Source organism: Pedobacter punctiformis (genome assembly GCF_027213715.1).
Lineage (GTDB): Bacteria > Bacteroidota > Bacteroidia > Sphingobacteriales > Sphingobacteriaceae > Pedobacter > Pedobacter punctiformis.
Window position 1 is genome coordinate 1 of record NZ_JAPWGM010000003.1, and the last position, 14,365, is coordinate 14,365.

Below are 14,365 nucleotides of genomic sequence, written 5' to 3' on the forward strand. Positions count from 1 at the left end.
TGGACCTTGTGCACCAGTATCACCCTTGTCTCCTTTATCTCCTTGCGGACCTTGAGCTCCCGCAGCACCAGTCAAACCAATAGGTCCCTGAGCTCCTGCAGGCCCTGTTGCACCTGTTAAACCGATTGGTCCTTGTGCACCAGTATCACCCTTGTCTCCTTTATCTCCTTGCGGACCTTGAGCTCCTGCAGCACCAGTCAAACCAATAGGTCCCTGAGCTCCTGCAGGCCCTGTTGCACCTGTTAAACCAATAGGCCCTTGTGCACCAGTATCGCCCTTGTCTCCTTTATCTCCTTGCGGACCTTGAGCTCCTGTAGCACCAGTCAGACCAATAGGCCCTTGTGTACCAGTATCTCCTTTGTCCCCTTTATCTCCTTGTGGACCTTGAGCTCCCGCAGCACCAGTCAAACCAATTGGCCCTTGTGCACCAGTATCACCCTTGTCTCCTTTATCTCCTTGCGGACCTTGAGCTCCTGTAGCACCAGTTAAGCCAATTGGACCTTGTGCACCAGTATCACCCTTATCTCCTTTTGGACCGTTGATATTGGTCCAGGTATTAGTCGTTGGATTATACACCCAGGTACCACTGTCATTCGTCACAATCGTAACCCCTGTGCCAGGTGCACCAGGCGTACCTGATCCCGGTGTACCAGGTGTGCCACTTGTGCCAGGCATCCCCTGAACACCAACTATGCCTGCATCTCCCTTATCTCCTTTTGGACCATTGATATTCGTCCAGGTATTGGTTGTTGGGTTATACACCCAGGTACCACTGTCATTCGTTACAATCGTAACCCCTGTGCCAGGGGCACCAGGCGTGCCGGAACCCGGAGTACCAGGTGTGCCGCTTGTGCCAGGCATCCCCTGAACTCCAACTACGCCTGCATCACCTTTATCACCCTTATCTCCTTTTGGACCATTGATGTTGGTCCAGGTATTCGTGGTTGGGTTATAAACCCAGGTACCACTGTCATTCGTCACAATCGTAACCCCTGTCCCAGGTGCACCAGGCGTACCGGAACCCGGAGTACCAGGCGCTCCGCTTGTGCCAGGCATGCCCTGAACACCAACTACTCCTGCATCACCTTTGTCTCCCTTGTCTCCTTTTGGACCATTGATATTCGTCCAGGTATTGGTTGTTGGATTATAAACCCACGTTCCACTGTCATTCGTTACAATCGTAACCCCTGTGCCAGGTGCACCAGCGGTGCCGGATCCCGGAGTACCAGGTGTGCCACTTGTACCAGGCATACCCTGAACACCAACTACGCCTGCATCGCCTTTATCTCCTTTTGGACCATTGATATTCGTCCAGGTATTGGTTGTTGGGTTATACACCCAGGTACCACTGTCATTCGTTACAATCGTAACTCCTGTCCCAGGTGCTCCAGGCGTACCTGATCCCGGAGTTCCAGGTGCTCCGCTTGTGCCAGGCATTCCCTGAACACCAACTACGCCTGCATCGCCTTTATCTCCTTTTGGACCGTTGATATTCGTCCAGCTATTGGTTGTTGGGTTATAAACCCAGGTACCACTGTCATTCGTTACAATCGTAACTCCTGTGCCAGGGGCACCAGGCGTGCCGGAACCCGGAGTACCAGGCGTACCGCTTGTGCCAGGCATTCCCTGAACACCAACTATTCCTGCATCGCCTTTATCTCCTTTTGGACCATTGATATTCGTCCAGGTATTAGTCGTTGGATTATACACCCAGGTACCACTGTCATTCGTTACAATCGTAACTCCTGTGCCAGGGGCACCAGGCGTGCCGGAACCCGGAGTACCAGGCGTACCGCTTGTGCCAGGCATTCCCTGAACACCAACTATTCCTGCATCGCCTTTATCTCCTTTGTCTCCTTTTGGACCATTGATATTCGTCCAGGTATTAGTCGTTGGATTATACACCCAGGTACCACTGTCATTCGTTACAATCGTAACCCCTGTGCCAGGGGCACCAGGCGTGCCGGAACCCGGAGTACCAGGTGTGCCGCTTGTGCCAGGCATTCCCTGAACTCCAACTATTCCTGCATCGCCTTTATCACCCTTATCTCCTTTTGGACCATTGATGTTGGTCCAGGTATTCGTGGTTGGGTTATAAACCCAGGTACCACTGTCATTCGTCACAATCGTAACCCCTGTCCCAGGTGCACCAGGCGTACCGGAACCCGGAGTACCAGGCGCTCCGCTTGTGCCAGGCATACCCTGAACTCCAACTACGCCTGCATCGCCTTTATCACCCTTATCTCCTTTTGGACCGTTGATATTGGTCCAGGTATTGGTTGTTGGGTTATAAACCCAGGTACCACTGTCATTCGTCACAATCGTAACACCCGTGCCAGGTGCACCAGCTGTGCCGGAACCCGGTGTACCAGGTGCTCCGCTTGTGCCAGGCATTCCCTGAACACCAACTATTCCTGCATCGCCTTTATCACCCTTATCTCCTTTTGGACCGTTTATATTTGTCCAGGTATTGGTCGTTGGGTTATACACCCACGTTCCACTGTCATTTGTTACAATCGTAACCCCTGTCCCAGGTGCTCCAGCGGTGCCTGATCCCGGAGTACCGGGCGCTCCGCTTGTGCCAGGCATACCCTGAACACCTACTACACCTGCATCGCCTTTATCACCCTTATCTCCTTTTGGACCGTTTATGTTTGTCCAGGTATTCGTCGTTGGGTTATACACCCACGTTCCACTGTCATTCGTTACAATCGTAACCCCTGTGCCAGGTGCACCAGCTGCGCCTGATCCCGGAGTACCAGGTGTGCCACTCGTGCCAGGCATCCCCTGAACACCAACTACGCCTGCATCGCCTTTATCTCCTTTTGGACCATTGATGTTCGTCCAGGTATTAGTCGTTGGGTTATACACCCAGGTACCACTGTCATTCGTTACAATCGTAACCCCTGTGCCAGGTGCTCCAGCTGTGCCGGAACCCGGTGTACCAGGTGCTCCGCTTGTGCCAGGCATTCCCTGAACACCTACTACTCCTGCATCACCTTTATCTCCTTTTGGACCGTTTATATTCGTCCAGGTATTAGTCGTTGGGTTATACACCCAGGTACCACTGTCATTCGTTACAATCGTAACCCCTGTGCCAGGTGCTCCAGCTGTGCCGGAACCCGGAGTACCAGGCGTTCCGCTTGTGCCAGGCATACCCTGAACTCCAACTACGCCTGCGTCTCCTTTATCTCCTTTGTCTCCTTTTGGACCATTGATATTGGTCCAGGTATTGGTTGTTGGGTTATAAACCCAGGTACCACTGTCATTCGTTACAATCGTAACCCCTGTCCCAGGTGCGCCAGCGGTGCCGGAACCCGGAGTACCAGGCGCTCCGCTTGTGCCAGGCATTCCCTGAACTCCAACTACACCTGCATCACCTTTATCTCCTTTTGGACCATTGATATTCGTCCAGGTATTAGTCGTTGGATTATAAACCCAGGTACCACTGTCATTCGTTACAATCGTAACCCCTGTCCCAGGTGCTCCAGCGGTGCCTGATCCCGGAGTACCAGGTGCTCCGCTTGTGCCAGGCATACCCTGAACACCAACTACACCTGCATCTCCTTTCGGGCCTTTGATATTCCCACTTAATACCCAAACATCTCCTTCTTTTGTATAAACATCTCCAGTACTGGTATTAATATAAGTATCCCCATTTGAACCCGCTCCATTTACAGGCGTATTTGAACCTGCTGTTACAGAAGTACCATTCTTTCCATCGGCTCCCTTTCCTCCGCTAATATTTGTCCAGGTATTGGTCGTTGGGTTATAAACCCAGGTACCACTGTCATTGGTCACAATCGTAACCCCAGATCCTGGACCACCAGGTTGACCGGGAGTACCAGGTGTACCTGTCTTACCAGGTTGACTTTCAACCAATATCGAACTGCTGCTTCTTACAAAAACCCATTTACTACCATCATTGTAATAAATACCCGGCACAACATCGTTTTCAGTCGCGGTATTATAAACCATCATCCCCGCAACATGTGCACTCAGCGGAAAGGCATTCGTAGAAGCCTTTAAGGCAACACGGGTATGTAAAAAACCTTTGTTAGAACTCTCCAGTTCTAAAATTGCATCCTTATTCGGAAGATTGTTGTTACTTGTAGAACCATCTTTAATCTTTTGCTGTGCAGCAACAGATATAGCCATGATTGAGAAGCTAAAACAGATTAGTAATTTTTTTTTCATTTACATCCTTATAATTTTCATTTGTATTTTTTTAAATTATAGGGTTGATTTTTTTTATTCTCATTTTTCGAATCTTATTTATAAACTCTAACTCCTAAGTTTTAATCAATTTAAAGAGTACAAAGAAAAAGGCTATCAAGAAACAATACGCTACGCACTTCTACGCACATAATCAACTAACTGAAAAACAATAGATTACAAAAAAAACAAAATCAAAAAATAATTTCTATTTACTTGAAAACGACAAGACAAATATTAGTTGCTGCTAAAAAATTGAAAGTCTTCTAGCCTTTAGGAATATTTTTCATTAAAATATCCTTTCCTTTTAAATCAGAAAAAAGCTAACTTTACCAAAGATTACAACTTATTGTTACAGTAAGAATGAAAGTAAAGATCACTTTTATTATAATAATGAGCTCTTTCCTCTTTCGGGCAAATTCAGTCTATGCGCAATACCGAATAAGTCAAATTGACAGCCTCCTTCAAGGTGTTAATCAGTCTCATAACATTGAGGAACGCGTTCAATTAATTAACAAAGCATACCGTATCTCCAAAGCAGCAAATTACAATGAAGGAACTATTAAAAGTTTAATATTGCTTGCTGGTGAGAGTTTTAATACCGGCAAGTATGAAGATGTATTAAAACTTACTGCTAAGGCCGATACTTTAACTGTTAAGGTAAATGACGCATTGTACCCTACACAAATTCTCATCTTAAAAAGTCAGGTTTATTCCAAATTGGGATTTTATACCTATGGAAAACAAGCCTTATTCGGGGCAATTTCTGTAGCAAAAAGAATTAAGGAAAGAGATCAGCAGCATAATAGTTTAGGGATAATCTACGCGTCACTGGGTAGTAATATTCAGATGTCGAATGGAGATAAAGATTCAGCCTTTTATTTCATAAGAAAAAGCTATTCTGAGTTTATACAGATCAGAGATAGTGTTAAATATAGTAAAGGGTTGAATTTAGCCTTATATAATCTTGGTCAGGTTTTTGAAAATCATAAACAATACGACTCTGCAGAAGTCTATTATAAAAAAGCTACCCTAATTAAAGATAATAATAACATTACTGCAGCCGCTTTCAATTCCTTGGGCAAGCTCTATTATCAACAAAAAAAATATTCCACAGCTATGGCTTATTATAAACAAGCCGAGGATGTATCCATTAAGCTAAAAAATATTTACCAGTTAAAAAAAACCTATACAGGACTATCACAGATCTTCGACAGGCTGAACGACAACAAAAAAGCGACTGAATATCTTCAGCTTAGCAACAAGCTGGGCGACAGTATCAATAAAATCGAAAAAGCTTCAGTTAAGGCTCCACTCAGTAATATTGTAGGTCATAAAGAAGAAACGATAGAAAAAAACAAAAAAAGAACCCGTTGGATTATTTCTGTATCCTCTATTTTATTGTTAATTGTTATCAGTCTAATATTTTTGTACCGTTATAGATTAAAAAAAGAAAGAAAGATCAGTGAAATCAGAATTAATGAACTAATAAAGAAAATTGATGAAAACCGAGAATACAGATCTCCACAAAAAATCGAAGAATTAAAGGAAGTTGTCCAATTGGCTATTCAGAACAATCCTTCATTTTATTTAAAGTTCAATGATTTTGATCCTGATTTCGGAAAGAAGTTAAACAATCTGGCCCCAAATCTTGTAGCAACCGAAGTTGAATTCTGTGCAATGCTACGACTTAACTTTGAAACAAAAGAAATTGCCAGATATACAAAAAGTTCTGTAAGAGCGGTAGAATCTAAGAAATACCGCATTCGAAAAAAACTTTCCATCCCTACTGACCAGGACACTTATCTCTGGATAGCTAACATCTGATTTTCTACGCATACATTTTAATAGTCTGATCCACAGGCCATATGATTTTGTGCGTAGAAATGCGTAGATGCAAAATCTCATTTTTCATTTTAGGTTGCCCTTTTTTGTATTTGGATAAAATGTACGCTCACATTTTCCAAATTCCATCAATAAGCTACAACTGATAATGAACATTACTTATTCCAAAAGATTAGGTAGAAGACTTCTTTTAGTATTTTTGATATTTGCCATCCTTTTTTCGGTAACATTCTTCTTTGTGCGCAATAGGGTGATCGGAAAACTAACGCATATTTCCAATCTTGCAATTAACGCCAGTAATGAGCAATCCAGACCTGAGCGTGCACTATTGCTACTTCATCAGGCCGAAGATAATTTTCAGCAATCTCTTTTGGATGTCAGCCAAAAAAAAATTAATGATTATAAAAACGATTTAGCCAAAGCATTCAGAGAAATAGATACACTATTAAAGGATCAAAAAGATACCTCTTATTTAAGTCCTGTTCAGAACAGACAGATTAAGTTGTGGTATATAAAAAAAATAGACCTTTCTGCAAAACTTTATAGCCTGAGGCATAGCTTCGACTCACTCCTTTTCTTGCATAGCGCTTTTCAAAAAGATATAGACCATGTGAATCGTGAGTTCCCAAAGTTAATCTATCAACAATTTAATGAAGCTAAGACCTATATTGACACAGTCCAAAAAACCACCAAAAAGAAAGGATTATTCAGGAGGATTAGAGATGCTATTATTAATAAAGAAGATAGTTCAGTAATTCAAATTAACAAAAGTACTGCTGATAAGTCAAAGGATCAAAGCATTCAGAAAGCTGTTGCTCCCGACCTTAATAGCGACCGCAACGTTTACCTGAAAAAATTGAAATTATTGCAAGAACAGAACTCGAAACTGCACAATATGCAACGGGAATTAACTGTTTTAAATACCAATATTATCAACCGGCTAGAAAATATTATTAATGAAGTAAAAGATAATAATTATGACTTTGCCAACAGTTTTAAGGCATTGGCACTCAAAAACTACCAGGAAACTGCATCTATATTAAATAAGTTTTCTCTTATCAATTTAGTATTAATACTTATTCTCGCTCTGTTCCTGATTATCTTTATTGTAAAACTTAATAAAGCTGAACTACTATTGCGAAGAGAAAATGAACAATCGGTAAGCAAAGCAAATGAAACAATAGAAACACTTATCAGGAAAATTGAACTGAAAGAAGACAAACAGAGCGAATCAAAAATTGAAGAGCTGAAAGAAGTTGTTAAATTGGCCATAGCAAATAATCCGGCCTTTATAATAAAGTTCAATGACTTTGACCCTGATTTCTGTAAAAAGATCCTCCAAAAAGCGCCTAACCTGGTTGCTACAGAGACTGAATTTTGTGTAATGGCAAGACTAAATTTTGAAACTAAAGAAATAGCCAGATACACGAAAAGTTCTGTACGGGCAGTAGAGTCAAAAAAATATAGGATCAGAAAAAAGCTTGGAATTCCTTCGGAACAAGATTTTAATATTTGGATGTCAAATATTTAGAAGATGCTCATCGCAAAAGTTGGTATCGCTTAAAATAGTATTCAGTACATGCTGGTAGTGTGTGCTGTTCAGCTGTTTTCAGGTCAGGTTCAAGAGCACTTTTTATTTGCATGGTTTTTATTGATTATCATCCTCGAAAATATTGTAAATCAAAGTTGAAAAGGTTTATAGCGTAATGCCTTATCTGCAATTTCCTCCGGGCTTAGCGCATTGTACTCCACTTCAAAAAAATAATTACTGGCATTAGGGTCTGGTACATTTGCCAAAAAAAGCTCAAGCATGTTGTCGTTCTCTGCTTCAGTTGCTCCAGCAGCATTTTGTATCTTTTCTGCTAGTTCAATTAATTCAGTTCTTGTCATTTTAGTTTATATCAGGTTAAAAAGTCAAAATCTTCTAATGAAATAAACAATTACCCAAATCAGTGCAATGACGATTGTAATCAGCCTACAAATCTGCATAATCCGGTCTAAGCATTCCATCCTGCGGATCACCTGTCTCTGGTGGCCATGTATGAGAACCAAAGGCCAATCAAGATGTTTATCGCAATACTTCCCAAATAAATAGCAATCTCTTTTCCGCTTCTCAAAGGAAGACCAGATCGAAAGGCTATAGATCATACTCAATACAATGCCGAGTCCGAATACGATTTTAGTTAGTTCAAACATATACCATTTTATTGGCTGAAATTATGCCATTATCGGGGTGCTAATGCTTGATCCTAAACTGTTAATCTTGAATTGTTTATTATTCAATTATTTTTTCGGAATGCTACATTTTTGATTTTTCAAGATTGCGGTAATCGCATCCGAAATTTCAAAAACTTTCCCGTTATAGTTGTTGTCTAACAGAATGATAGTGAACTTTTCATCAATATCCGAAACTAGAATTGCTTCATAATTTCCATATCTTCCATCGTGTAAATGTTTAATTAATTTTTCGTTTTTAAATTTTGCCTGTCCAAGGGATGATTGCGTTTCTGGCAAATCAAATTGTTGACCTAATTCGTAAAGTGATTTTTTATTGATTAGCTTATTATTCTGAATACATTTCTCCCATTTTAATAAATCAGCTGTTGTGAGGTAAGTTCCTCCTGTTATGGGCAGATCTGCTTTATCTGCCACTAAATTATTATTAAATCCTTTGGCTATATTTTCTTCATTTTTGAAAGAAGTCATAACAGAAGAATTCATTTTACAAGGTTGGAAGATGAATTTTTCTGCATACGTTTTAAAAGACATTTTGGCCAATCTTTCGACAATAAACTGTCTTAGAAAAACATTATTCATGTTATAATCGTAATTTGTACCGGGTTTAAAATCAAGTGTTTCAATAAGCATTAAACCATCAAAAAGGTCTTTGTCATTTTTAATACTTTTCCAGTTTACATCAGGCATTCCGCTTGTGTATTGCAGTAAATCTTTAATGGTAACTTCATTTGCCCATTGTGGCAATTCGGGAATAAATTTGGAAACCTTATCATCCAGTTTCAATTTGCCTTGTTCTTTCAATTGCATTAAAGCAACCGCACTGAATTCCTTTGTAATTGAGCCAATGTGAAATCTGTAGTCGGTAGTTAATTTATTCGCTTTAGTGGCATCGGTAAATCCAAATGAAGCGTTGTATATTATTTTATTATTTTTTGAGACCAATACATTCCCATTAAAAACACCAATCTGGCTTGACCATTTCATTAAAGAGTCAATTTGTTTTATCTGCCCCGTTTGTGCAAATACCCTATTTACCAGAAGTAATAGAATAATGAAGATTGAGAATAGTTGTCTGTTATATTGCATAATTTAATTTCTTGTTTTCGTGAAAGGTTGGTTTAAATAGTTAGGTACCGTTTTTGCTTTGTGATCGGGCGTAAAATCGAGACATAAAAGCTGATAAGGGTCGGTTTACAATCTGCATAAATGAATTTTAATTTTGCAATCAATCTATTAGCAACCCTATTAAACGGAATTATATATTACCAAAATCCATGAAGAACTTTTTTACATCATTTTCTTTTATTACCGACCTTACATATTCATTAATATTTTCAAATTCAAGTAAGGGCATTTTAATTTGCTTGGAACGAAGTGAACCATCTTTTTGCGGGGCAATCAAAATCAACCTTCCCTGATCTAGATCAAATAACCTTAAATTAACCAATGCAAATTGCTTTCTGTCACCCGTAAGAAAAGCAGTGTATTCAACTGAATTATTTTTTGTTTTCAGTATGCCGTTACCCAATTTATCAGGATAATTTCTCGAAACCACATTGTACGACATATTATATTTCTCATTGGAAAAATTTAATGTATCTGTTAGAATAACGATAGCGAAAAATACCTCACTTTTTTTATCTTTCAGGTATTCCTGATTAACTATATTTTTTTCACCGAAGAAATAGTTCCAATAAAGAGTTTTACCAAAAAAATTGCGTTCTGCACTTGATCCAGTACCCAAACCTTGTTTGTACTTAGCTGCTGGAAATACCCCAAAATTCATACCCTCCTGTTCCAGTTTTGGTCTGATTTGATTTAAATCACCCAATAACATTTCTTTATCCCATTGAGTGCTATCTTGCAGTTTTTTTATTTTTTCCAATTTTTCTTTTTCACCCCATACAAACTTGGTTGATTGTGAATACAAAAGACTTGCATTGAAAAACGTCAATAAGAGGAATAAATAAATTTTACTTTTCATCTGACCTGTTTTTAAATTTAATTATTAAAAATTGATACCACTATATTTAGTTGTTTTTAAATGTTTTTGCATTTTCTCATTTTACAAGATTGGATTTTAGGATAATCTTCCTGATTTCTTGCTCAAAATAATAAGCAATATCAAAATTTTCATTGCCTACATTCTCCATAACAATAACACTAGTTTGGGTTTTCGGATAATATAAATTTACAGCGATAAACCCTTCGCTTGGGTGAAAGCCCGTATGCCCTATTTCCATAATGCCCTCTTTGTCATTAATTCGCAGACCGTAGCCGTAACCAATCGGATTTTTGCTAAAAACCTGGTGCGTATCGGTAATTACATAATTCGTCATCATCTTGTAAGTTGCAGGTTTAAGCAATTTTCCATTATGCAAACATTCATTCCATTTTGCCAAATCGGGTGCAGTAACAATTAAGTGGCTTCCAAAATAATTATCCGGGCCAAAATCTGAATGTTCATTAAGCCTGGAACTGCCATCTTTTCCGATGGTGTGACCTTTGACCATAAGTTTGCTGCTCGTTTCGGTCGGATAAGAACTATTACTCATTTTACATTTTTTGAATAAAGCCGTTACCAATTCCTGAAAAGTTTTCCCGCTTTGCTTTTCTAAAACCAATCCTGCAACGTAATACCCAATATTTGAATAGCTGAAAGTAGTTCCTGGCTTGAATTTTAACGGTTTATCTATATTTTCGCTGTACAATCCAGAAGTATTGTTGAGCAAGTGATGAACGGTCACCGTGTCTGCCCAACTGTATTTAAAATCGGGCAAATATTTGCGGATGGGTGCATGCAAATCAATGGTTCCTTTTTCTACTTCCTGCAAAATCAAGGTAGCTGTAATCTGTTTTGCAATAGACATTGTAGAAAATTTGTCATCGATTTTCAATGGTGTTTTTTTAATGAAATCGGCATAGCCAAAAGCTTTGGCATATTTCTCTCTCCCGTTTTGCTGGATGAAAACCACGCCGTTAAAATCCCTGGGATTTTTAGTTTTAATTAAGCTATCAATTTTTATGAAGTAATTATCTTTTTTTTGGGCATTTAACTGGCAACTTGAAAACAACATTATAAAAAGATAAATAAGCACAAAAAAATGTTTCATAAGGTTTAGCAATTTAAATCGATTCTTATTTTTTGAATGGTTTTTAATAAATCATTTGAAAACTAGTAATGCTTTATAGATTCAGTTATGTTTGTATTTAAAAGATATTTTGCAAATGTACACAAAGTCACCAATCAGTGACAAATAAATTATTTCCTATTTTATAAAATTTAATGATGGAAGATAACCCGGTAAAAACCCGAATAAGGAACAAAGAAAATAGTAAACAGCAATTTCTGGATGCAGTAGGGAAAATACTGAAAACCCAGGGTTATTCTGCCTTGAAAATAAATAATATCGCGACTACTGCCGGGTTAGATAAAAAACTGATTTACAATTATTTCGGAGGATTGGAAGGACTGTTAGATGAATATATAAAAACACAGGATTTCTGGAGCAATGTAAAAAGCGAAATCGAACCTAATGAAATAACTGATGGAGGAAAAGAATTTATCACAAATACGGTGTTGGAGCAATTTGATTATGTTTTTAGAAATAAAGAATTTCAAAAAGTTTTGCTTTGGCGATTATCCGAGCCAAGAAATTCATTAAAAAAACTTACCGATGAACAGGAAGCAAACGGTGAATTTATTTTACAAAACATTATGGATACTTATTTTGCAGAAAATTCAGAAGATTCCCGAGCAGCAATGGCGCTAATTGTTTCCGGGGCATATTACCTTAATCTTTACGCAGAAATTAATGGAAATACATTTTGTGGGATTGACATTAAAAGTGAAACAGGAAGAAACCAGATAAAAAAAGCAATTGCGATGCTGATTGAACAAGTATATACTTTTTTGAAATAAATGTAAAGCCAATAATGTTCATAAGAAAACTTCAAAATCTTACTGGATAAACGCCCGCTTCTTGTTGGAAAAACTTTTAAAACAGGATTTGATGATTTCGTAGAAAACTCGCATTATTTTGAAATTTTAAGTGACAGTAGTTACATAAGTATCGTTTTCCGCGGTCAACTGGCCATATATTGAGTTATATAAAGAAGGTAAAGCCGATTGATGGATATTTTCAGTTTTATGAAGATTCTTTTTATTCGAAGCTATCCTTCCCATGATTTTATATCGCAATACTGCCACAATATAAGTATGAAAACCTATGCTGAATCTCTATTCTTTTTCTACAATGATTAATACCCCGAATAAGTAGGTTAATTTTCAATTAAATGTTCTCAACGTACAAATTTAATAATAAAAGGTAGTCACATCCTATCGGGCAGGATCAATATCATTCTGCACAATCTCAATAGTTAAATAAAAAGTTGACTTACTTTTTGAATATTCAAAATTTAACAGTTACTTTGAAATACAAAGCACTTTAAAAAACACAAGCATTGAATCGCAAGCCTTATATCTATTCCTATCCTATTGACATTATGCCACATCAACATAAAAAAGTTGAAAGATTAAAAAGCAATTATAGATTATGGACTTTGTAAATGAACATTCTATTGTAAGAAAAATATGGGGCAATACCGATGTAATCCTTTTCATTTTTGCTGGTGCCGCAGCAGAATTCAGCCTCAATAAAGCAGTTGATTGGTTATATTTTACTGGCAAACTTCCGAAAGATCCTTTAGGGCGATTATTTTCAACGGTGGCCTATGCGCAAAAAATAGTATTTTCTCCATTAAATGAAGCCAATGCAGCAATAGATCAAATTACAATGATTCATAAGCATGTTGAAGGAGCAAGAAACACCAAAATTCCAGATTGGGCTTACCGGGATGTGCTGTTTATGTTGATCGACTATTCTATTCGATCTTTTGAAGTATTGGAAAGAAAACTTAATCTGGCAGAAAAAGAAGAAATTTTTAATACTTTTTATCTTGTTGGGCAAAGGATGGAAATAAATGGTCTTCCAACCAATTTCACTGAATGGCAATCCATGCACGAACTACAATTACATGAAGATTTGGTTTATAGTCATTTTTCTCAAGATCTTTTTAGCCAATATAAAAAGCACCTGGGCTTTTCTAGATTTTTCTTAATGCGAAAAATACAAGCGCTAATTGTACCTGTTCGGGTAAACGAATTGCTACAATTAGGAAAAGGAAAACTAGTTATTCCAATTCTTGCTTTATATAAATTGAGTAGAGGGTTTAATTTGCACAAAACTTTAAGAAATTTGATTCTCCCTGCAGAATACAAAGCACAGATACTGGACCTGGAAATTATTAAACGTAAAAGACAGACTATCTAAAATGAATAATTTCATTCAATTTAGATAATTGTAAAAAAGTTACCAAGTAAGTATTTTAGTATTAATAAACTTAAATCCTACAAAATTTTATACCTTGCCTCTTGGCAATTGCGAAAAAATTCACCTGTTCCGGTCAAATGGAAATCAAAATAATTGTATGGTTATAGTTAACAGTTTTGAAGAATACAAAGCTCATTTAGGTCGCCACATTGGTACATCAAAATGGCATAAAATAAGTCAGGAACAAATTAACAGATTCGCAGCGGCGACACTTGATAATCAGTGGATCCATGTGGATGAGGAAAAAGCCAAATCAGACGGGCCCTTTGGAACAACAATTGCCCATGGTTATTTAACATTATCACTTATTCCGTATCTCTGGAAACAGATAGCTGATATCCGGAATGTTAAAATGGAAGTAAATTACGGCATAGAAAAATTTAAATTCAACCGGCACGTTTTGGTAAATGACGAAGTTCAGCTTAGAGCAAAACTTATTTCAATTTCTGATTTGAGAGGTATTACAAAAGTTGTTATTGAGGCAAATCTCGATATAAAAGGTCAATCTAAAACTGCCTATACCGGGAATGTGGTATTTTTATACCATTTCAACTAAAATGGTAAATATTCAGATTGTCTTAAGCGCATTCATCTTTGTGAAGTTCTAATTCTGTTGCTTTACTTGTGATAAGGTTAGTTTGTTGTTTGTTCAAACAGCCAAATTGTAAAATAAA

10 protein-coding genes are annotated in these 14,365 nt (G+C 38.0%); 5 read left to right on the top strand and 5 right to left on the bottom strand.

The genetic code is table 11. From position 1 onward, the window contains the following. Positions 1 to 4,197 (bottom strand): beta strand repeat-containing protein (locus tag O0955_RS09080; protein ID WP_269427234.1); only part of this gene is annotated, 4,197 nt, incomplete at its 3' end. 411 nt (positions 4,198 to 4,608) lie between these two features. Here O0955_RS09080 and O0955_RS09085 point away from each other — a divergent pair. After that, positions 4,609 to 6,042, top strand: coding sequence for a tetratricopeptide repeat protein (locus O0955_RS09085; protein WP_269427235.1), 1,434 nt, complete (start codon positions 4,609 to 4,611; stop codon positions 6,040 to 6,042). A 166-nt stretch (positions 6,043 to 6,208) separates the two neighbouring features. Further along, positions 6,209 to 7,591 carry a helix-turn-helix transcriptional regulator gene (locus tag O0955_RS09090; protein ID WP_269427236.1) on the top strand — a complete coding sequence of 461 codons (1,383 nt, stop codon included), beginning with the start codon at positions 6,209 to 6,211 and terminating at the stop codon, positions 7,589 to 7,591. Between the two features lie 149 nt (positions 7,592 to 7,740). Here the strand turns inward: O0955_RS09090 and O0955_RS09095 are convergent, their stop codons facing one another. The 4 genes from O0955_RS09095 to O0955_RS09110 form a co-directional block, all read right to left on the bottom strand. Further along, positions 7,741 to 7,950 (bottom strand): bacteriocin immunity protein, encoded by a 210-nt coding sequence (locus tag O0955_RS09095; RefSeq protein ID WP_269427237.1) that lies wholly within the window; start codon positions 7,948 to 7,950, stop codon positions 7,741 to 7,743. Between the two features lie 393 nt (positions 7,951 to 8,343). Then, positions 8,344 to 9,282: a serine hydrolase domain-containing protein gene (locus O0955_RS09100; RefSeq protein ID WP_269427238.1), complete on the bottom strand. Its 939-nt coding sequence runs from the start codon at positions 9,280 to 9,282 to the stop codon at positions 8,344 to 8,346. 271 nt (positions 9,283 to 9,553) lie between these two features. Then, complete coding sequence (locus tag O0955_RS09105) at positions 9,554 to 10,282, bottom strand: hypothetical protein (RefSeq protein WP_269427239.1); 729 nt, start codon at positions 10,280 to 10,282, stop codon at positions 9,554 to 9,556. 76 nt (positions 10,283 to 10,358) lie between these two features. Then, the gene (locus O0955_RS09110; protein ID WP_269427240.1) at positions 10,359 to 11,411 is read right to left on the bottom strand and encodes a serine hydrolase domain-containing protein; all 1,053 of its coding nucleotides are present in this window, start codon (positions 11,409 to 11,411) and stop codon (positions 10,359 to 10,361) included. A 173-nt stretch (positions 11,412 to 11,584) separates the two neighbouring features. Between O0955_RS09110 and O0955_RS09115 the strand changes: the two genes are divergently transcribed. The 3 genes from O0955_RS09115 (at position 11,585) to O0955_RS09125 (ending at position 14,247) form a co-directional block, all read left to right on the top strand. Beyond that, positions 11,585 to 12,220: a TetR/AcrR family transcriptional regulator gene (locus O0955_RS09115; RefSeq protein ID WP_269427241.1), complete on the top strand. Its 636-nt coding sequence runs from the start codon at positions 11,585 to 11,587 to the stop codon at positions 12,218 to 12,220. Positions 12,221 to 12,854: 634 nt separating this feature from the next. Further along, the gene (locus O0955_RS09120; RefSeq protein ID WP_269427242.1) at positions 12,855 to 13,631 is read left to right on the top strand and encodes an oxygenase MpaB family protein; all 777 of its coding nucleotides are present in this window, start codon (positions 12,855 to 12,857) and stop codon (positions 13,629 to 13,631) included. 157 nt (positions 13,632 to 13,788) lie between these two features. After that, positions 13,789 to 14,247, top strand: coding sequence for a MaoC family dehydratase (locus O0955_RS09125; RefSeq protein WP_269427243.1), 459 nt, complete (start codon positions 13,789 to 13,791; stop codon positions 14,245 to 14,247). The last annotated feature ends 118 nt before the right edge of the window (positions 14,248 to 14,365 follow it).

Excerpts from the sequence above, each read along its gene's own strand:
- O0955_RS09125 (WP_269427243.1), top strand. The coding sequence starts at position 13,789 with ATGGTTATAGTTAACAGTTTTGAAGAATACAAAGCTCATTTAGGTCGC.
- O0955_RS09100 (WP_269427238.1), bottom strand. The coding sequence starts at position 9,282 with ATGAAATGGTCAAGCCAGATTGGTGTTTTTAATGGGAATGTATTGGTC.
- O0955_RS09105 (WP_269427239.1), bottom strand. The coding sequence starts at position 10,282 with ATGAAAAGTAAAATTTATTTATTCCTCTTATTGACGTTTTTCAATGCA.
- O0955_RS09090 (WP_269427236.1), top strand. The coding sequence starts at position 6,209 with ATGAACATTACTTATTCCAAAAGATTAGGTAGAAGACTTCTTTTAGTA.
- O0955_RS09110 (WP_269427240.1), bottom strand. The coding sequence starts at position 11,411 with ATGAAACATTTTTTTGTGCTTATTTATCTTTTTATAATGTTGTTTTCA.
- O0955_RS09120 (WP_269427242.1), top strand. The coding sequence starts at position 12,855 with ATGGACTTTGTAAATGAACATTCTATTGTAAGAAAAATATGGGGCAAT.
- O0955_RS09095 (WP_269427237.1), bottom strand. The coding sequence starts at position 7,950 with ATGACAAGAACTGAATTAATTGAACTAGCAGAAAAGATACAAAATGCT.
- O0955_RS09085 (WP_269427235.1), top strand. The coding sequence starts at position 4,609 with ATGAGCTCTTTCCTCTTTCGGGCAAATTCAGTCTATGCGCAATACCGA.
- O0955_RS09115 (WP_269427241.1), top strand. The coding sequence starts at position 11,585 with ATGATGGAAGATAACCCGGTAAAAACCCGAATAAGGAACAAAGAAAAT.